The organism is Streptomyces sp. NPDC020845, assembly GCF_044334165.1.
In the GTDB taxonomy this organism is placed as follows: Bacteria; Actinomycetota; Actinomycetes; order Streptomycetales; family Streptomycetaceae; genus Streptomyces.
This window is the reverse complement of the sequence record NZ_JBIRSJ010000008.1, coordinates 57538-75462: the sequence shown is the minus strand read 5'-3', so window position 1 is coordinate 75462 and position 17925 is coordinate 57538. Positions and strand designations below refer to the sequence as shown.

Sequence of the window (17925 nt, the reverse complement as noted above, 5' to 3'; positions counted from 1 at the left end):
TGAGACGATCCGGTGTTCGCGCATGCCTCGGGGGAGCGGTCGGGCAGGTGCTGGAAGCCCGCCGCTCCGCAGTGGCCTGCACACTGGGCGAGCTATCGGCCGTATTCCCGCGCCACCGCGCCACCGCGCCACCGCGCCACCGCGCCACCGCGCCACCGCGCCACCGCGCCACCGCGCCACCGCGCCACCGCGCCACCGCGCCACCGTGGGGCCGTGGAGCGGTGCTGCTGCGTCGGCAGACGGCCAGAGACGCGGAGTTGCTCGTGCTCCGGCACGAGAACGCGGTGCTGCGCAGGCAGCTTGCCAGTCCGGTGCGGGTATGAGTGGGCGGACCGGCTGTGGTTCGCGGCGTTGTCCTCGCTGATCCCTCGGTGGCGCTGGGCGCAGTTGTTCCCTGTGAGGCCAGGGACGTTGCTCGGCTGGCATCGACGTCTCGTTGCACTCAGGTGGGACTACAGCGAGCGCCGGATCGAGCCAGGAAGACCGCCGACAGCGAAAGCCGTGAAGGAGTTGGTGCTGCGGCCGGCACGGGAGAACCCGCGCTGGGGCTGCCGCAGGATCCAGGGAGAGCGTGCACGCTTGGGCCACAGGACCGGCGCCTCCACGGTAGGGAGGATCTTGACCGCTGCCGGCGTAGGTCCTCCTGCGCCCCGCAGAGATGGGCCAACGTGGCGGAAGATGCGGGGGCCGCCGAGCGCGCCCTCCCTGGCACAAGGGCTCAATCAGCCCGGCCTCCCACGCGCGGGTCGACCGGTGTGAGAACTCCGAGCCGGTCCTCGATCGCCTGGGCCGCGTCCAGGCACAGGTCCTCCCGGAACGCGCGCCCGACGATCTGCACTCCCAAGGGGAGCCCGTCGACCACGCCGGTCGGTACGGCCACACCGGGCACGCCCACGAAGCTGGTCACGCTGCACAGGCGCATTCCCGAGCCGACCCGGTCCCGGCCCGCCCTGTCGCGCGACTCCAGCCCCGGCTCGACCGGTGGCTCGGTGAACGACGGCCCGAGCAACAGCGGGTATTCGTCGAGGAATTCGGCCCACGAGCGGCGAATGGTCATCCAGGTGCCCATCAGCTTCATGAACTCGTCCGCGCTTGCGGGCGGGGTCTGCTCCATCGCCATCTCGATGTAGCGGTCCCCGCCTCTGCCGAGCAGCTCGCGCACCACCGGCCAGGTCGGGGCGAACTCGGTCACGGTGATCCGGCCGTACGCCTCGAGAGCCTCGTCCATCCGCGGTACGTCCTGTACCTCGCGCACGTCGTATCCGGCGTCGCGGAGCGCGTCGGCCGCGGTCCCGATGGCTCCGCGAACCGCGGGGTGGACGCCGTGCCCGCCGGGGTCCGCCACGACCGCGACCTTCACCGGTCCGGGGAGCGCTTCGCCGTACGCGGGCACCGGTACGGCCCGTGGGTCTCGCGGATCGGTCCCGGCCAGCACCTCGTAAGCCAGCCGTAGGTCGCCCACGCTCCGGGCCAGCGGGCCGTCGGTGACCAGTATCTGGGACGCCGGGCCTGGGTCGTCCGGGCCGAGAATGCGGTGGTCGGCGGGGAACCGGCCCGTGGACGGCTTCAGCCCGGCCACGCCGCAGAACTGGGCCGGGACGCGCACCGATCCCCCGGAGTCGTTGCCGAGCCCGAGCGCCGCCATGCCTGTGGCCACGGCCACCGCGTCGCCCCCGCTGGAGCCGCCCGGGGTCCGGCTGCTGTCCCATGGATTGACCGTGTCGCCGAACAGTTCGCTGCGCGTGTGCATCCCCGCCAGGATCAGGGTGGGGATGTTGCTGTGCCCGATGGGGATGGCCCCGGCCGCGCGCAGCCGCGCCACCGGGGGCGCGTCGGCCGGCGCCACCAGATCGCGGAAGCGCTCCGTGCCGAACGTGGTCGGCACGCCTTCGACGGCGGTGCTCTCCTTCACGGTGAACGGCACGCCCGCGAGCGGCCCCAGCGCTTCACCGGCGGCCCGCCGACGGTCCGTCTGTGTCGCGGCCTCGCGTGCGCGCTCCGCCAGGAGCTGTGTGATTGCGTTCACTTGTGGGTTGACCTCGGCGATGCGATCGAGGTGACTGTCGACCAGTTCGAGTGCCGAGACGTGTGCGCCGCGCACGGCCTCCGCCTGGGCGGCGGCCGACATCTTCCACAGGGCGTCCTGCATGACCTTTCCTTCCTCCCCTACGTACCGATGCGCTTGCATCGGAACCGCAACCGTACCCTGGTACCGATACGAGCGCATCGCATAAGGTGCACTGCGAAGCAGAGCGCCGTGGAGCAGGGAGGCGACCGGGCATGCCCAGGCAGGTGGATCATGTGGGCCGACGCCGCCTCATCGCCGAGGCCGTCTGCCAACTCGCCGACGAGCGTGGCCTTGAGGGCGTGACCCTTCGCGACGTCGCCGCTCGCGCGCAGGTGTCCATGGGCGCCGTTCAGCGGTGCTTCCGTACCAAGGAAGAGATGCTCGTATTCGCTCTTGGGCACGTCAGCGAGCGGATCAGTGAGCGCGTGCAGGCCCGCCTCGTCAGGAGCCCGGCCCAGTCGGCCGGCACCGCCCTGGGCCACGCCGCCACCGAGATCTCACTACTCGGGGAAGAGCACCGCGCCGAGGCCCGGGTCTGGCTCGCCTTTGTCGCGCAGGCGGCTGTCAGCAAGGCGCTCGCCGGGACGCTGAGGGCGAACTACGCAGCCCTGCAGGAGGCGTTCACCCGCCTCATCTCGGAAGCCGACGAGGGCGCCGACCGCGCCGCGCCCCTCGATCCACCACGCGAGGCCCGCACTCTCCTCGCCCTTGCGGACGGCCTCACCACGCATGTCCTCATCGGTCACCTCACCCCGCAAGAGGCACACGACGTCCTTCACGAACACCTGACCGGCCTCTGGGAGCAACCGGTCCTGCCTCCTCACTTCCATGAAGACCGGAACAAGTGAGGCGAAGAAGCGCCAGGCGAATCAGGCCGCCTGCGTTCAGCGTTGGCTGTCACCCGGGGCGAGCAGGCTGGTGAGCTCGGCGATCGCCTCCGGTGACGGTTTGAAGTATCTGCGAACGTTCTCCGGTTTCTTATGCCGTGGCTTCGCCATCAGCATCAACAGGCTCGCCCCGGCCTCTCCGGTGTGGGTCAGGGAGGAGTGGCTTGTGTCCGCGGAGGCCGTGTGCGGTTGGGTTCGCGGGGTCATTGAGTGCTGCCCTCTCGACGCCGCGTTCGCGACGGAGAGAGCAGCGCCTGTTGCTTTCCGGTGGTGATGCTGTGATGCATATCGCTGAGCTGGCTCCAGAGGGCCGATGGGCCGGCTGAGCGCATTCGCTGTAGTGGGGGCGGGCCGCCATGCGGTTCGATACCGCGACTTGCGCTTAGTGCTCCAGCCGTAGAGCGTGATCTTGCTGCCGTCGCTCTGTGGAGTGTCCGTGTCGGGGATCGCGTCGGCAGAGCGCACCGCGTGCTGCGGCGCGCTCTGCCGGGGTCGGCTACTGCGCGGATGACGGCTGCGCGAATCTCAGGACATTGCCGTACGGGTCGATGACCTGCAGCGTAGGCCCTCCGGGCGCGTCCGGATCGATACCGGGACGTACCGGCGCGTTCGGTCGGGCGAGCAATTCCTTGTGCAGCGCGGAGACATCGTGCACCGGGATCCAGACCACGCTGTTGGGGACGCCATCGCCGTGGTGCTCGGAGAGGTGCAGCACAGCTGCCGAGCGCGATACCTGCACGTACAGTGGCAGCCCGGGCTCGAACCGGTGCTCCCAGTCCAGGGCGAAGCCCAGGTAGTCAAGGTAGAAGGGCAGTGCCTGTGCGGCGGACATGACGCGCAGGACCGGCACGCCCGGGCTGATGCCCGGCGCGGCAGGGTTCCCTGCGCGGCTCGCCAGGGCGGCGAGCACATTCCAGTCCTTGGTGCCGAGCTGGTGGGCGATCAGTTCGAGCGCGAGGCTGTACGGGATCTTGACCCCCGCTGTGGCAAGGTCCTCGCGCAGGCGTTTGGCGAGTTTCTTGGCGCGGTCAGTGGTAGTGGACGTCATCGCGTCGGCTTTCCACGCGGCCCATCCTGCTGATGCTCGCGTTGTCGGCTGGCGCCGCGTTCAGTGAGCCGAGGCCAGGCGAATCTCGGTGCATTCACCCAACCTTGAAAGGCGCGAGCGGCCGGCTGCACCAGGCCGTTACCGATAGTACCGGTTGGCCTGAGCAGCGGGCACCACTGCCGCAGCGACTCGCCCTCACGACATGACTGTGCGTCAGATTTCGGTCGAGCGGTTGCTTGTCGTCGGTGGCTGTGACCGATGAGCGCGGCCGTCGCGGCGGCCGACAGCGCACCGCCACCGCCGACGACCTCGGTGATTCCGGCGACGAGTTCAGCCGGGCTCACGGTCTTGCTCAGGAAACCGTTGGCGCCCGCGCGAAGGGCGGCGAGAACGATGTTGTCCTGGTCAAAAGCGGTCAGCACGATCACCCGCATCATTTCGGGTGGATGCTCTTTGCGGATCCGGCGGGTGGCTTCGACACCGTCGATGCCGGGCATCCGGATGTCCATCAGGACCAGGTCGACGGGGTGGTCCCTGAGAAAGGGGACGACCTGGAGTCCATCGGAGAGATCACCCGCAACGACGAGACTCGGGTCGAGCCGGAGCATCGCTTTGATGCCGGCCCTTATCTCGTCCTGGTCGTCGACGATCAGAATCCGCGTCGTCATACGGCGGCTCCCAGAGGGCTGAACTCCGCATGGACCCGGAATCGCCCGCCGTCACTGTCGATCGTCAGCCGCCCGCTGGAGGACTCGACGCGTTCGCGCATCCCCACGAGTCCGAGTCCGCTGCCGGAGCCGGAGCCGGAGCCGGAGCCGGAGTCGGAGCCGCGCAGTGAGTGACCGACGCGGTTCTCCACGGTGACGCAGATCCTGCCGTCGCGCTCGCGCACATCCACCGTTGCCGCCCCCTGTCCATGTCGGTAGGCATTCGTGAGTGCTTCCTGAACGACCCGGTAGACCGTCACGCCGACGCTGGGTTCCACGAAACCGGCGGGGATGTCGATGGAGGGCCGGACGTCGAGGCCGATGCTCTCGAAAGAGGCGATAAGGCCTTCCAGGCCGCTGAGCGCCGGGGTCGGCCGGAGCGCCTCGTCGTCGGAGATGTCGTCTCCGAGGCGGAGGAGCGCGAGGATCCGTTGCGTTTCGACGACGACGGTGCGGGCGCTGGACCTGGCCGAGACGAGGGCGTGCCGGGAGGACTCGGCGTCTTCGGGCAGCCCGATCTCCGCGGCACCAAGATGCATACTCAACATCGCGGCCTGGTGGCCGATGATGTCGTGGAGATCCCGGGCGATGCGGAGTCGTTCCTCGGTCACCCGTCGGGTGGCCTCGATCTCGCGGGTGACGATGGCGCTTTCGGCCCGTTCCTCCAGGGTGCGCCAGTGCTCTCGATGGATGCGCAGCGCGGCCCCTGTCGCACCTCCTGCTATGGCTGAGAAGAGTGCGGCGGCTCCCACGATCGCGCCGCCACGGAACCCTCCCAGCGTCATGAACGCCCCCAGGAAGAACGCCGCCACGATGCCGGTTCCGGCCAGCGGCTGCTTCCCCCTGAGGGTGACCGAGAACAGCACGAGCACCGCCATCATCCACACCGACAGGGGGTCATGGCCCACCGCTGCGACGGCGAAGGACGCCGCGCTCGCCACGACCAGTCCTGCCCACGGCCTCCACCATGAGAGGGCGACACCGCCACCGGCGAGGAGTACGGAGAGGACCGTCGGCCAATCCGACCCTCGCAGGATCACTGCCACGATCTGGCCGGTGAACACCAGCGCGGCCACCGAATAGGCGACGAGGTGCAGCGCCTCGGGGCGGCGGACCCACAGGGGTGCCACGGGCCGCCCTGATTGTTCTGCGCCTTGACCATGACCCAATTCTCGTCCACGTGTGCTGTGGCCGTGTACTTCGAATGATGTAGACGGCGAGCCCGGGCCGGGCGATGGGGACGGCAGAACTCATTCGATTCGAAGCGGATGGCAAAACTACTTCGTTCGAAGTACACGCCCTGTCCCGAGGCCGCTGAGACTCCTCATCGAGGCGACCGTCTCACACCATCACGATCACAAAACGGGACACCCGATGACTCAGACCACCGTGACTTCGAGCACCACCACGACCACGACGACGCCCTCCGGGCTCCGATCGCTCTACCTGATCCGAGTCGCCTTCTCCCTGATCTGGGTGGCACTCGTCGTCACGACTTCCGCCTCGCTCGTGTCGACGGACAGGCCCACGGTGATCGCGGGCGTGCTGCTCGTCATCTACCCCCTGTGGGACGCCATCGCCACGCTCCTCGAGCGTCGCATGGCCGGCACCGGCTCCACGGACCGCGTCGGTACCACCAACGTGGCTCTCGGCCTCGCCACCGCCGCCGGGATGATCATCGCCGTCTTCTCCACCATCGGGACGGCCCTGCTCGTGTTCGGCATCTGGGCCCTCCTTGCCGGAGCGATCCAGCTCGTCGTGGCGATCTGGCGCCGACGCACCGTCGGTGCCCAGTGGCCCATGGTCATCAGCGGCGGACTGTCCGTCCTCGCCGGTGCCTCCTTCGCTGCCATGTCCGCCTCGGCGACGAGCAGCCTGTTTACCGTCGCCGGATACTCGGCCTTCGGTGCCTTCTGGTTCCTTGTCTCCGCCATCGCCCTGAGCATCCGCAGCCGACGCGAAAAGCGTTGACCACCGCCGTCGGAGCCACCGCCTCTCCCGGGGGTGCGGCGTCTTCACCAGAAGTACGACCACCTGAGGAGAGACATGACCATCGACATTCAGCTGAACAACGGAATCACGATGTTCGCCAGAGCCCACCCGACGAAACACAAGGCTTTCAACGCGGTGATCAGTGGTCGTACGCGATCAGGGATCGGGTGACCGGGGCTGAACCGCGAGTGGGAGTCGCAGTAGCCGTACCCGGCCCACCCGGCGAGGTCCATATTGACACCCTTCAGTTCAGGGTGCGGCCTTGCGGGAGGAGGGCCAGTGCTTGTGCGGCCCGTCCCGGTTGACCGGGCCGTGCGGGTCCTCGCAGCCGAGAGGTCCGGTGCACTGCGGGGGCGGGCACGAAGGGGGCCACCCGGCAGCGAACCGTGTCGGAGGGGTGGGTACGCTGCCGAGGACTGGGCTTCACCGCGTGTCCCGCCGCTCGCCCGCCCGCCGCTTCCGAAAGCCGCCTGTGATGCGACCGTTCCTCCTGCCGTGTTCCGCCTCCCCGGCGTCCGGCGTGCTGCGTGGGGTACGGGCCGGGGTGCTGGCGGTGCTGTGTGTGCTCCTGCCGCTGGTCGGACACGTGCTGTCGCAGGGCCACACTCCGCGGTGGGCCGTGGTGGCGGCGACGGCGCTGGTGGCCGTACCCGGCGCGGCCGTGCTGACGCGGCGGCGGTTGACCGACACCCAGTTGCTGGGCGTTCTGGCCGCCGCGCAACTCGCTTATCACGTGGCCTATTCGCTGCCCGGGGCCTGTGCGGCGGTCGCGGGGCAGGGTGGTTTCGGCTCCGGACCGTGGTTGGCCGAGCACGACGCGATCTCCGGGCCGCCCCCCGGCGTGCTGCTGGCCGGGCACCTCATCGCGCTGCTGCTCGCGGCGCGGCTGCTGGGGGTCACGGAGCGGCTGTTGTGGCAGTCCGGGCCGCTGTCGGCGGCCGTAGGCTCTCTGCTCGCTTTCGTCTGGCCGCTGCTCGGCCGCGTTCAGGGGGCCGGCCCGCAGGTCACCTTCGTCGAGAGCGTGGCGCCTCTGAAGTCGGCTGTGCTGATGAGGCTGCGTGAAGGCCGCGCGCCGCCGCGTGCGCATCGACCGGATGTCCTTCCGCATGTCCTTCCGCATGTCCTTCCGCATGTCCTTCTCCGGCCGATGCCGATCGGCGGTCCTTGCCTGTCCTGACGGGCGCGACGCGAGGGCCGCCCGGCGGGCCGGTCCCTCCCGTCCCGGTGGTCCGCGCCGCCGGGGGACGACAGAAAGCTCCGCATCATGCATGCCGTCCATCGGCGTGCCGCCCGCGCGGCGGCACGCATCCTCGTCCTGTCCGCGGCCCTGGTGGTGCCGGCCGCCGCGGCCGGGCAGGCCGCGGCCCACACGGGTCTCGACACCAGCAGCCCCGGTGCGAACGCGACGCTCGCCGGGCTGCCCCCGCGTATCACGCTCAACTTCACGGACGCGATGGCCGAGGAGTACGCCAAGGTCGCCGTGACCGCGTCGGACGGAACGCCGGTCGCGGCCGGCCGGCCGCGGGTGGACGGCAGGACCGTCACGCTCCCGCTGAAGGCCGGTGCTCCGGCGGGGCGTTACACGGTGGGCTACCGGGTGGTGTCCGCCGATGGCCATCCCGTCTCCGGCTCGTACCCCTTCACGGTCAAGGCGGCGGACAGCCCGAGTCCGTCGCCGTCGGGAGGGCGGGAAGCCGCCGACCCCTCGATCGCGCCGGCATCTGGGGAAGCGGACCGGGACGACGCCGCGTCCCCGGGGGTGCGGGGGCCGGTCCTCGCCGGAGCCGGCGCGTTGGCCGCCGCCGGGATCGCCGCCGTGATCGGGGCCGGTGTCTTCGCGGCACGACGGAGGCGGGCGCGTCATGGCGACTGAGACCAGGCACACCGGGGCCAAGCGGCTGCTGCCGCGGCTGCCCGCCTTGCTCGCCGCGGGCGCGGGGGTGGCCGTCGCCGTGGCGCTGGCGGCCGTGGGGGCAGGCGGAGGTGCGAGTGAGGCGATCCCCGGCATTCCGGACGCCGGGGCCATGACCGCGTGGGGGTTGCCGGTGGCCCGGACTCTCACGGACGTGGCCGCCGTGGCCACCGTGGGCGCTCTGCTGCTGGTGGTCGTCCTGTTGCCGGGTGGCCGGAAGCTCACCGCGACGCAGCTGCGCTACCTCAACTGGGCCGCCGTGGCAGCCGCGCTGTGGGGCGCCGCGTCGGTGGCCGCCTTGGTGTTCACACTGTCCGATCTGTTCGCCACGCCGGTCGCGGACATCGCCTCGCCCGCGGTTCTCGCCGACTTCGCCATCACCGACACGCAGGGACGTTCCTACGCTCTGACGGCGGCGGCCGGCGGTGTGATCGCCACCTTCTGCGTGGGCGTCACGACCGCACGCTGGGCGCGCCTGGCGCTGCTCCTGACTCTTGTAGGGCTGCTGCCACCGGCGTTCAGCGGGCATTCCGCCGCGTCCGGCAACCACGACGCCGCGGTCACCAGCCTGGCGCTGCACCTGCTCGGGGTCGCGGTCTGGGTCGGCGGGCTGGTTTTCGTACTGGTGGCCACCGCCCGCCGTGAGGAGCGGGCAGCAGACGCGGTGCGGCGGTTCAGCCCGCTCGCCGGCGGGGCGCTGCTCGCGGTCGGCTCCAGCGGTCTGGTCAGCGCCGCCGTGCGGCTCCCGTCCCCGGGAGAGCTGTTCGGCAGCGCCTACGGGGTGATGGTCCTCGGTAAGGCGGTGGCGCTGGCCGTCCTGGGCGGCATGGGCTGGTGGCACCGCCGCCGTACCCTGCCCGCGCTCCGGGAGGGCAGGCGACGGGCGTTCGTCCGGCTCGCCGTGGGCGAGCTGCTGCTGATGGCGGGGGCGATCGGGCTCGCGGTGGGGCTGTCCCGTACCCCGGCACCCGGGAGCGGCGACACCTCGCTCTCGCCGGCCGAGGAACTGCTGGGCTTCGACATGCCGCCCGCGCTCGGCGGCTTCCCCAAGACCCCGCTGTTCACCCAGTGGCACTTCGACCCGCTGTTCGCCTTCGGCACCGGCGCGGCCGCACTGCTGTACCTGGCGGGCGTACGGACGTTGCGGGCCCGGGGCGACAAGTGGCCCCTCGGGCGTACGATTTCCTGGCTGTTGGGCCTGACCGTCACAGTGTTCGCGACCATGAGCGGATTGGCCGTGTACGGCAAGGTGCTGTTCAGCGTGCACATGGGCCAGCACATGATTCTCGCGATGACGGTGCCGATCCTGCTGGTGCTCGGTGCCCCGGCCACCCTCGCCCTGCGGGTGCTGCCCGCCGCGCCCAAGGGCTCGCCGGACGGGCCGCGTGAGATGCTGCTCAAACTGCTGCACAGCCGCTATGTGAAGGTGATCTCGCATCCGGTGGTGGTGAGCGCGCTGTTCATCGGCAGTGCCTTCGCGGTGTACTACACCGCGCTGTTCGAGACGCTGATGCGCAGCCACCTCGGACACATGTTCATGCTGGTGCACTTCCTCGCCGTGGGCCTTCTGTTCTTCTGGGTCGTCATCGGCATCGACCCCGGGCCGCGCCGCCCGCCCCACCTGGGCCGGCTGTTCGTGCTGATCCTGACCATGCCGCTCCACTCCTGGTTCAGCATCTCGTTGATGAGTTCCACGGAGCTGATCGGCGAGGGCTGGTGGTCGCTGCTGGACCGGCCCTGGGTCGCCGAGCCACTGGACGACCAGTACAACGCCGGTGCCATCGCCTGGGCCACCGGCGACATCCCGGTGCTGTTCACCACGGTCATTCTGGCGATCCAGTGGGTCCGCTCCGACCAGCGCGAGGCCCGTCGTATCGACCGGCGGATCGACCGTGGCGACGCCGACGACCCGCTCGCCGCCTACAACGCCTACCTCGCCGGTCTGCACGCCCGCGACCGGCGTGCGGCCGCTCACCGTGACGCCGTGCACGGCGACGACGCCCCGCGCCAACAGCCGCCGGCCGTGTGAACAGTTCCCACCCTCCGCGCCGTATACGACAAGGTGAACGCCGCCCGTGACCTCCACCAGCCCGCTCGTCCACGACGAACGCCCGGCAGCGCGCCGGAGGGGGCGATGGGCAACCGTGCCGCGTGATCCCGTGACGGGGCACCAGGGGCGTGCCGGGGGATCCCGGCCCGATGCCCGGGTGGGAGCGTGCGCGCGGGCCGGTGTGTTCGCGGCGCTCGGCACGGTGCTCGCCACGTTCGGTCACCATGCCATCGCCGAAGGAACGGTGCCGTGGCGGATGGTGGGCGGCCTGGCCGCGGCGCAGTTCGCGGGGGTCTGGCCGCTGGCCCGGCGCCACTGCCCGCCGACCGTGACCATGCTGTTCACGCTGGCGACGCAGGGCGTGCTGCACTTGGCGTTGTCCTGGGCGGACGGCAACACGCCGACGGGGACACCAGGGCACGCAGCGCACGCCGGGCACCTCACGGCGGCGCCGGGCGACGGACATGCCTGGCATCACGCCGGGCCGGCGATGATGACCGTGCACGCGCTCGCCGCGCTGGCCGTGGCCTGGCTGCTGCACCGCGCGGATGCCCGGATGGTGGCCGCGCTGGAGATGCTGCGCACCCTGGCCGAGGCCGCCTTGGCCCACGCGCTGCCACGGCGGCTGGTCACCGGCGCGGAGTGGCCACTTGGGCTGCCCGGCCGGCAGGCGTGGGACCGCGACGACCTGCCGGCACCGGCAGACGGGGACCATCGCCGCGCTGAACGACCTCGCCGAGGGCTCGGACGGCGTCATCGGCTTTCGGATCGGCCCCAGCCCCGCGGTCGTGGTGTCCTCCGCCGCCACCGCCCGCGATGTACTCATCGAGCGCGCCGACGACTTCGGCCGCGGCCGTCGGCAGACCAGGGCCCTGACCCCGCTCATGGGCAAGGGGCTGCTCACCAGCGAGGGTGAGTTGCACACCCGGCAGCGCCGGCTGGTGCTGCCGCACTTCTCCCCCCGGCGCATCCCCCGCCACGCCGACGCGATCGTGACCGAGGCCGAGCGGACCGTCCGACGGTGGAAGGAGGGCGCGGAGGTCGACCTGGTGGCCGAGATGAACGCCCTCACGATGGACATCGTCACCCGGTTGCTGTTCAGCGCCTCGACCCGCGAGAACAACGTGCTGGCCCGCGCCATCACCGAGGCCTTCGAGTGGGAGATGCACGCCATCACCAGCATGGTGGCCCTGCCGATGTGGGTACCCACCCCGCGCAACCTGCGGGCGCGCCGGAACATCGCCACCTTCCGGCAGTGGATCGCGGGATTCATCCGCCAGCGACAGGCCCGCGCCACCGGCCCGGCGGACCCCTCGGCACCCGGCCCGGCCGCCCACCAGGACATCCTGGACGATCTGATGGCGGCCCGCTACGAGGACGGCGGGACGATGCCGGACGACCTCCTGCTGGACGAGGTGCTCACCGCCTGGGGCGCGGCCCAGGAGACCTCCGCCGATGCCCAGGCATGGACCCTGTATCTGCTGGGCCGCCACCCCGAGGTCCGGGACGCGGTCCGCGCCGAGGTGGACACGGTGCTGGGACAGCGGGCCGTGTGCTACGACGATCTCGCCCGGCTGCCCTACTGTCTGCAGGTGTTCAAGGAGGCGATGCGGCTCTATCCGCCGGCCGCGGTGATCCCCCGCCAGGCGATCCGGGACACCGTCGTGGGCGGCCGCACCGTCCGGGCCGGGACGATGGTGTTCATCAACGCCTACAGCCTGCACCGGCGACCGGAGGTCTTCCCCGATCCGGAGCGCTTCGACCCGGAGCGGTTCGCACGCGAGCGGGAGCGCGCCCTCCCCAAGGGCGCCTATCTGCCGTTCGGCACCGGCGGCAACGTCTGCCCGGGGAGCCATCTGGCAATGATGGAGGGCCATCTGCTCACCGCGCTGCTCGCCCAGCGCGTCGAGGTCGAGTTGCTGCCCGGCGCCACCGAGATACGCCCGGAGCTGCTGGTCAACCTCCGCCCGAACCCCGGAGTGCCCGCGCGGATCCACCACCGCTGACGCCACGGTGCCCCCGGGGCGACAACCCTGGGGGCATGGGCATGGGCATGGGCATGGGCGTGACTGTCAGAGCCTCAAGCCGGACTCGATCTGGTCCAGTGCCTGGTGGAACAGGTCGACGAGCCCGACGCGCCCGCCGTGCCGGGTCCACTCCTCCACGGAGGAGACCAGCGCCGCCGACAGGGTCGCCGCCGTGATCCGCACCTCGAAGTCCTCCGGCGCCCTGCCACTTCGCCGGCCGAGCACGGTGGCGAAGACCTTCTCGGTCTCCCGCATCCCCTCCCACATGCGGCTGCGCAGCGCGGGCACGGACATCACCAGCCGGGCGCGCGCCATGAAGAGTTCCTGGTCGTCGCGGAACAGCTCCAGGAACTCGCCGGTCAGACCCCGCCGTACGGCCGTCAGCGGCGGCTCCCCACGGGGCCGGGCCGCGATGGCCTCGCTGATCAACGGGTCGTAGTGGTCCAGCAGGACCACGTCCTCCTTGGTGGGGAAGTACCGGAAGAACGTACTGCGCGAGACATCGGCCGCCCGGCAGATCTGAGCGACCGTCACCGCCTCGAAGCCCCGCTCCTGGAAGAGTTCCACCGCGGCCCGCTGGATGGCCAGGCGCACCCGGAGCTTCTTCAACTCGCGCAGGCCGAGCGGCGACGGGCCAGGCGCCTCATCGGGGATGCCGGCCCATCGTCCGCTCATCGGCTCACTCACCTTCCGACGCTCTTCGTCGCCTTCGCACCCGCGTCCGCCGCGGGCGCGCCGTTCCCCGTACTCTCGCGGGCCGGCAGCAGGGCGGCCACCAAGACCGCCGTCATCACCGCCACCCCGACGCAGACCCATGATGCCGCGGACATACCCGCGACGAAGGCATCCTGGGCCAGGTCGGAGACCACCCGCCCCTCTTCCGTGGGAAGCCGGCGCGCGACCGCCTCGGCCCCGGCCACATTGTCGCGCACCGCGGCCAGCGCGCTCCCGGTCAATCGCGCGGGGGCGTCCTCGTCCACCCTGCCGCGGTAGACGGAATTCATCACGCTGCCCAGGACGGCGATGCCCACCGCGGCCCCGATCTGCCGGCAGGTGTTGGCCAGCGCCGAGCCGGCCCCCGCCCGGTCCGGTGGCAGCGAGCCGAGGACCGCGTCCAGTGTCGTCGGCAGCGAAAGGCCCAAGCCCGCGCCGACGATGGCGAGCGCCGTGGCGGTGATGGCGTAGTCGCTGTCGGCCGACAGGGAGGCGAGAACCGCCAGGCCGATCGCCCACAGCACCATGCCCGCGGCGACCACGACCTTGGTGCCGAACCGCGCCACCATCTTGTCCCCCGCCACCGTGGCCACCAGCAGGGTGCCGATCATCGGCAGCAGGCGGATGCCGGTGGCCATGGCGTCATGTCCCTGCACCTGCTGCAGGAACTGCGGCACCACGAACAACACGCCCAGCAGGATGAACATGACGAGGGACACCGTGACGGTGGCCCAGGCGAAACGGGCGTTGCGGAAGAGCGCGATGTCCACCAGCGGGTTCGCGGCCCGGCTCAGCCACACCACCAGCAGCACGACAAGGGCGGCCCCGCCCAGCATCCCCGACAGGACCACGGGGTCCGTCCAGCCGTCGTTGGGCGCCTCGATCACGCCGTAGACCAGCGCGGAGATCCCGACCAGAGCGAGGGCGGAGCCCACCAGGTCGAGGCGCTTGGCATGCGGATCGCGGGTCTCCGGCACGAACATCAGCGCCCCCGCCACGGCGAGGGCGATCACCGGGAGGTTGATCAGAAAGATGGAGCCCCACCAGAAGGAGTTGAGCAACCAGCCCCCGACCAGCGGCCCGAGGGGCAGCCCCAGGGCGAACCCCGCGGTGGCCAGGGCCACGGCGCGCGGTCGCTCGTCGGGCGGGAACAGCAACGGCACGATCGCCAGCGCCAGCGGCGCGATGGCAGCCGCGCCCGCGCCCATCACCACACGGGAGAGGACCAGCCCGCCGGAGGTGTCCACCAGCATGGCGATGACCGATCCCACCGCGAAGACCAGCAGCCCGGAGACGAGCACCAGCCTTCGCCCTAACCGGTCGCCGAGCACCCCCAGCGGAAGGAGCAGGGCGGCGAACGGGAGGGTGTAGGCGTCCGTGAACCACTGCAGTTCGGTGGTGGACGCCTCCAGATCCGTGGCGAGGGTCGGCAGCGCGACGGTGAGGATCGTTGCGTCCAGTCCGATGATCAGCAGACCGAGGACGAGCGCGACCAGGCCGAGCCGACGTCGGCCGGGTCGTGGGGGCTCGGTGGTGGAGGGCGTGGTGCCCACCGCGTTGCGCGGGGCGGCCATGGAGGCTCCTTCGATTATTCCGTCCAGATAAATACGGCCCTGGATAAGTTACAAAAACTGGCACTCAGTTTCAATTTAAAGACTGATTCCCGTTTTCATATTTGTTTTGCATAGGGATTTCCGGCCTGAAAATGGAAATGGTCACCGCTGCCGTCCGGTGGCCGACCCTGCGAGTGCCACGCGCCGGTGAGCGGGATTCACTGGCTCCCTGCATCCGGCAAGACCGCCGAACCGGGTGATTGCTCTTGCAGCGAGAAAGCGGTGTTACTCAAATCACTTCGCCTGCCCGCGGGATCAGCGTGAGGGCACAAGGCGGGCCGGTGACGTTTTGGTGTCGGCGCAAGCAGAACGTCGGCAGTCCAGTGGTGATACGGCGCATGGCAGCAGCGGTGCTCCTGCTGGCCGCTGCCGTGCTCCTGCACATGGGCACGCCCCACCATGCCTCCTCCGCTCCGCACATGGTGTCCGCGACGACACCCGCAATCGAATCGGAGACCGACGAGCCACACGGTCCGGCGTCGGCATCCGCGTCCGCACAGGTCGGCACCAACTCGGCTCACCTGGACACGACGGCCGACTCGCCGGTCCTGGCTCCGCGCACGGATCAGCCGGCCGTCGAGCCGGCCCCGCCGAGAACGCGCGGGCCGACAGGGTGGCGGGCGCGGAAGCCGAGGCCCTGCCCCGCGCGGCCCATCCACGCACCGCGAGAGAGGTCTGGAGCCCTGCCTCCGCCCTCCCGCCCGATGCCGCCACCCTGCAGACGTTCCGCTGCTGATCGGCGGCGTGCGGCACACGTTCCTCACGCCACGTCACTCCTCCTCATCGAGGTCGATGGCCAAGACGACGGCCAGGTGCTGGTCCGGATACTCGGCAACGCCACCTTCCTTCGCCTGCCACGCATCCTCGACGCCCTCGAGCAGCTGCCCGCACACCGGGCCATCGAACTCGACCTCGCCGGCCTGCGGCACCTCGACCATGCCTGCATGAGCGCCCTGCAGAACCGGGCCGACCAGCACAACAACGCACACACCGTCGAGTTCGCTCGCATCGGCGTGTCGGCATGAGGACGGGCCCGTGGGGCGGTGTCCCGGCCGCCCCAAGGGCTCTGGCCCTCCTTATGCGGTGAACGCCCACCAGCGTTCATCCCGGCCGGTATCACCGAGCGCTCGGCGCCGTACTGGCCCTGCTGTGCTGTCGTTGGCCGACCGCGGTTCAGGGGCGATCAGCGGGCTTGGTGACCGTTGTCCGACGGATCGGTGCGGGCGGTGTTGGTTGTAGTGCTGTGAATGCTCGTTGACGACGAGGTGGAGGTGCCGTTGTCCGGTGATCCGACCCATGGGCCGGGGTAGCCGCCCCAGGAGCGGTCCGTGCGCTGTGGCGACGGGTCGATCCCGGCCTCCTTGAGGATCGACCGGACAGTGGAGGCGGCGATGTCGCGTCCCAGGCCGGTGAGCTCGCCGTGGATGCGGCGGTATCCCCATCCCGGGTTCTCCCGCGCCAGCCGCACGACCGGTGGCCGACCCGGTCGACGGGATGGGTAGGTCCACGGACCGATCGCGGAGTGACGAGCAAGGCCACCTGGTTACGCCGCTGCTTGCTGACGAGTCGGAGCACTCTGGCAGACGAGCAGGTAGATCAGCCGTATCACCACGACCGGCATGCTGCCTCAGAACGGCTCGCCGCTCCTGAGATCTGGGCAGATCCGAACCAGCAGGTCAGCCCGGGTGACAGCCTGGGCCGGAAAAGATCCTCCGCAAGCTTCAGGGACGGTGGAGACTGTGGGAAAGTCCTCCGCGATGTGATCAGGAGCCCTCAGTGGACGACGTGGAATTCGCCGAAGCTCTGGAGACAGTCCTGCGGGACCTCCGGGCGCAGTGCGCGGTGCAGCCGCATATACGTGCGGACGACACGTACGGGATCATGCTCTTCGCCCCGGATGGTTCGGGCCAGGGCCTGACTTCACCACCTGGTGGCACCGCCGCGGAGCGGCTGGCTAACCTGGCAGATCAGGTCCAGGAATGGGCGGTTGAGGCACTATGGTCCGAAGGCGCGTCGGCGGTCTGGCTACAGTGCCCGACACACCCGGACGCGCATCCGCTGACGGCGACGGTCCGCGCGGAAACGGCGGTGTGGGTATGCCCGAAGAGGGGAGCGACGCTGACGCGGATCGGGGAACTGGAGACCCAATAGAGGGGGCGGGGCCTGCGGCCGGCGACACCCGGGCCAGCGGTGCAGCTGTTGTGGCCCCGGTTGCCGTACGTGGGTGACGATGCTCGGCTCGAACCGGGCACGGGCACCTCACAGGTGATGCAGCGGTCCGTCCAGTTCCCGCTGGACCCTTCGATGAGCCAGTAGAACGTGCCCCTGTCCCTGCCGGGGCGGCGGTGCCGGGGGAACGCCCACTTCGGTGCAATGAGTTGCCGGTGCCAGGTCAGCAGTGTGGTGGGGGTGACTGCGAATACGTGGCGCCATGGCCTCTTCCCAGGACAGGTGGCGCGACGGCCAAGGTCGTCCTCGGCATCGAGATGTGCCGCCCGGCCCGCTCGGGCAAGGACCTTTACCAGCTGAACGAACTTTGACTGTTCGGCGACGGGACCGGATGCCGTGCGGTGAAGGCCTCCCGCCGGGCCGGTTTCAGGCGTCGACCGGGTGCCAGATCGGTCGGCCGTCGTCGATGGAGACGTGGCCGAAGGGCACGTCGGCGAAGTGGATGCCGAAGCCGATGGTGTCGGATTCGGCGAGTTCGAGGACGAGGCGGTGGCGGAGGCTGGTGGACTGCTGGTGGTCGTGATCGAGGGTGTTTTCCCAGAGCGGGTGGGTGATCTGGAGGGGGAGTGGAAGGCGATGACCCGCTGTCCGCCGGCGTTGATGACGTAGGCGGCGTGTCCGGGGCTGTGGCCGGGGGTGAGCATGACGTGGACGCCGGGGAAGATCTCTTCGCCGTTC

At 70.4% G+C, this 17925-nt stretch carries 17 protein-coding genes and 3 pseudogenes; 10 read left to right on the top strand and 10 right to left on the bottom strand.

Annotated features, from left to right (window positions below; genetic code table 11):
- Window positions 1-263: 263 nt before the first annotated feature.
- Window positions 264-678, top strand: a pseudogene (locus tag ACH4U7_RS21565) (integrase); the annotation flags it as partial.
- Between the two features lie 40 nt (window positions 679-718).
- Here the strand turns inward: ACH4U7_RS21565 and ACH4U7_RS21560 are convergent.
- Entirely contained in the window at window positions 719-2149 is a 1431-nt protein-coding gene (locus ACH4U7_RS21560) for an amidase (RefSeq protein WP_398529483.1), read from the bottom strand.
- Between the two features lie 131 nt (window positions 2150-2280).
- Here ACH4U7_RS21560 and ACH4U7_RS21555 point away from each other — a divergent pair, with 131 nt between their 5' ends.
- Window positions 2281-2916 carry a TetR/AcrR family transcriptional regulator gene (locus ACH4U7_RS21555; protein WP_398529482.1) on the top strand — a complete coding sequence of 212 codons (636 nt, stop codon included), beginning with the start codon at window positions 2281-2283 and terminating at the stop codon, window positions 2914-2916.
- Between the two features lie 36 nt (window positions 2917-2952).
- Here the strand turns inward: ACH4U7_RS21555 and ACH4U7_RS21550 are convergent.
- The 4 genes and pseudogenes from ACH4U7_RS21550 to ACH4U7_RS21535 all read right to left on the bottom strand — a co-directional run.
- Window positions 2953-3117, bottom strand: a pseudogene (locus ACH4U7_RS21550) (site-specific integrase); the annotation flags it as partial.
- A gap of 334 nt (window positions 3118-3451) precedes the next feature.
- On the bottom strand, window positions 3452-4003 hold the full coding sequence (locus tag ACH4U7_RS21545; protein ID WP_398529481.1) for a glyoxalase superfamily protein: 552 nt from the start codon (window positions 4001-4003) through the stop codon (window positions 3452-3454).
- Complete coding sequence (locus tag ACH4U7_RS21540; protein ID WP_398529480.1) at window positions 4000-4671, bottom strand: response regulator transcription factor; 672 nt, start codon at window positions 4669-4671, stop codon at window positions 4000-4002. Before ACH4U7_RS21540 ends, ACH4U7_RS21545 begins: the two co-directional genes overlap by 4 nt.
- Window positions 4668-5840, bottom strand: a complete 1173-nt coding sequence (locus ACH4U7_RS21535) for a sensor histidine kinase (RefSeq protein WP_398529479.1) — start codon at window positions 5838-5840, stop codon at window positions 4668-4670. The genes ACH4U7_RS21540 and ACH4U7_RS21535 overlap by 4 nt, the downstream gene beginning before the upstream one ends.
- 244 nt (window positions 5841-6084) lie before the next feature.
- Between ACH4U7_RS21535 and ACH4U7_RS21530 the strand changes: the two genes are divergently transcribed.
- The 4 genes from ACH4U7_RS21530 to ACH4U7_RS21515 all read left to right on the top strand — a co-directional run bounded on the left by ACH4U7_RS21530 (window position 6085) and on the right by ACH4U7_RS21515 (window position 10643).
- Window positions 6085-6681, top strand: a complete 597-nt coding sequence (locus ACH4U7_RS21530; RefSeq protein ID WP_398529478.1) for a DUF308 domain-containing protein — start codon at window positions 6085-6087, stop codon at window positions 6679-6681.
- A gap of 496 nt (window positions 6682-7177) precedes the next feature.
- Window positions 7178-7879, top strand: a complete 702-nt coding sequence (locus ACH4U7_RS21525) for a hypothetical protein (RefSeq protein WP_398529477.1) — start codon at window positions 7178-7180, stop codon at window positions 7877-7879.
- An 87-nt stretch (window positions 7880-7966) separates the two neighbouring features.
- The gene (locus ACH4U7_RS21520; RefSeq protein WP_398529476.1) at window positions 7967-8575 is read left to right on the top strand and encodes a copper resistance protein CopC; all 609 of its coding nucleotides are present in this window, start codon (window positions 7967-7969) and stop codon (window positions 8573-8575) included.
- The gene (locus ACH4U7_RS21515; RefSeq protein ID WP_398529475.1) at window positions 8565-10643 is read left to right on the top strand and encodes a cytochrome c oxidase assembly protein; all 2079 of its coding nucleotides are present in this window, start codon (window positions 8565-8567) and stop codon (window positions 10641-10643) included. The genes ACH4U7_RS21520 and ACH4U7_RS21515 overlap by 11 nt, the downstream gene beginning before the upstream one ends.
- Window positions 10644-10883: 240 nt before the next feature.
- On the opposite strand, the gene ACH4U7_RS21510 is transcribed toward ACH4U7_RS21515, so the two are convergent.
- Window positions 10884-11009, bottom strand: coding sequence for a hypothetical protein (locus tag ACH4U7_RS21510; RefSeq protein WP_398529474.1), 126 nt, complete (start codon window positions 11007-11009; stop codon window positions 10884-10886).
- Window positions 11010-11138: 129 nt separating this feature from the next.
- A complete protein-coding gene (locus ACH4U7_RS21505; protein ID WP_398529473.1) occupies window positions 11139-11297 on the bottom strand; it encodes a hypothetical protein in 159 nt (52 codons plus the stop codon).
- A 17-nt stretch (window positions 11298-11314) separates the two neighbouring features.
- On the opposite strand from ACH4U7_RS21505, the gene ACH4U7_RS21500 reads away from it, so the two are divergent.
- Window positions 11315-12670 carry a cytochrome P450 gene (locus tag ACH4U7_RS21500; protein WP_398529472.1) on the top strand — a complete coding sequence of 452 codons (1356 nt, stop codon included), beginning with the start codon at window positions 11315-11317 and terminating at the stop codon, window positions 12668-12670.
- Between the two features lie 66 nt (window positions 12671-12736).
- On the opposite strand, the gene ACH4U7_RS21495 is transcribed toward ACH4U7_RS21500, so the two are convergent.
- Both ACH4U7_RS21495 and ACH4U7_RS21490 read right to left on the bottom strand, forming a co-directional pair.
- Window positions 12737-13366 carry a TetR family transcriptional regulator gene (locus tag ACH4U7_RS21495; RefSeq protein ID WP_398529471.1) on the bottom strand — a complete coding sequence of 210 codons (630 nt, stop codon included), beginning with the start codon at window positions 13364-13366 and terminating at the stop codon, window positions 12737-12739.
- 8 nt (window positions 13367-13374) lie between these two features.
- Entirely contained in the window at window positions 13375-14979 is a 1605-nt protein-coding gene (locus tag ACH4U7_RS21490; RefSeq protein WP_398529470.1) for a DHA2 family efflux MFS transporter permease subunit, read from the bottom strand.
- 845 nt (window positions 14980-15824) lie between these two features.
- On the opposite strand from ACH4U7_RS21490, the pseudogene ACH4U7_RS21485 reads away from it, so the two are divergent.
- Window positions 15825-16043, top strand: a pseudogene (locus ACH4U7_RS21485) (SulP family inorganic anion transporter); the annotation flags it as partial.
- A 158-nt stretch (window positions 16044-16201) separates the two neighbouring features.
- On the opposite strand, the gene ACH4U7_RS21480 reads toward ACH4U7_RS21485, so the two are convergent.
- A complete protein-coding gene (locus ACH4U7_RS21480) occupies window positions 16202-16486 on the bottom strand; it encodes a hypothetical protein (RefSeq protein ID WP_398529469.1) in 285 nt (94 codons plus the stop codon).
- 308 nt (window positions 16487-16794) lie between these two features.
- On the opposite strand from ACH4U7_RS21480, the gene ACH4U7_RS21475 reads away from it, so the two are divergent.
- Together ACH4U7_RS21475 and ACH4U7_RS21470 are read left to right on the top strand one after the other, a co-directional pair.
- Window positions 16795-17169 carry a hypothetical protein gene (locus ACH4U7_RS21475; protein ID WP_398529468.1) on the top strand — a complete coding sequence of 125 codons (375 nt, stop codon included), beginning with the start codon at window positions 16795-16797 and terminating at the stop codon, window positions 17167-17169.
- 492 nt (window positions 17170-17661) lie between these two features.
- Entirely contained in the window at window positions 17662-17856 is a 195-nt protein-coding gene (locus ACH4U7_RS21470) for a hypothetical protein (protein WP_398529467.1), read from the top strand.
- The last annotated feature ends 69 nt before the right edge of the window (window positions 17857-17925 follow it).

Coding starts and splice junctions, on each gene's coding strand:
- ACH4U7_RS21495 (WP_398529471.1), bottom strand. CDS start 13,366: ATGAGCGGACGATGGGCCGGCATCCCCGATGAGGCGCCTGGCCCGTCG.
- ACH4U7_RS21560 (WP_398529483.1), bottom strand. CDS start 2,149: ATGCAGGACGCCCTGTGGAAGATGTCGGCCGCCGCCCAGGCGGAGGCC.
- ACH4U7_RS21525 (WP_398529477.1), top strand. CDS start 7,178: ATGCGACCGTTCCTCCTGCCGTGTTCCGCCTCCCCGGCGTCCGGCGTG.
- ACH4U7_RS21515 (WP_398529475.1), top strand. CDS start 8,565: ATGGCGACTGAGACCAGGCACACCGGGGCCAAGCGGCTGCTGCCGCGG.
- ACH4U7_RS21540 (WP_398529480.1), bottom strand. CDS start 4,671: ATGACGACGCGGATTCTGATCGTCGACGACCAGGACGAGATAAGGGCC.
- ACH4U7_RS21555 (WP_398529482.1), top strand. CDS start 2,281: ATGCCCAGGCAGGTGGATCATGTGGGCCGACGCCGCCTCATCGCCGAG.
- ACH4U7_RS21530 (WP_398529478.1), top strand. CDS start 6,085: ATGACTCAGACCACCGTGACTTCGAGCACCACCACGACCACGACGACG.
- ACH4U7_RS21545 (WP_398529481.1), bottom strand. CDS start 4,003: ATGACGTCCACTACCACTGACCGCGCCAAGAAACTCGCCAAACGCCTG.
- ACH4U7_RS21490 (WP_398529470.1), bottom strand. CDS start 14,979: ATGGCCGCCCCGCGCAACGCGGTGGGCACCACGCCCTCCACCACCGAG.
- ACH4U7_RS21520 (WP_398529476.1), top strand. CDS start 7,967: ATGCATGCCGTCCATCGGCGTGCCGCCCGCGCGGCGGCACGCATCCTC.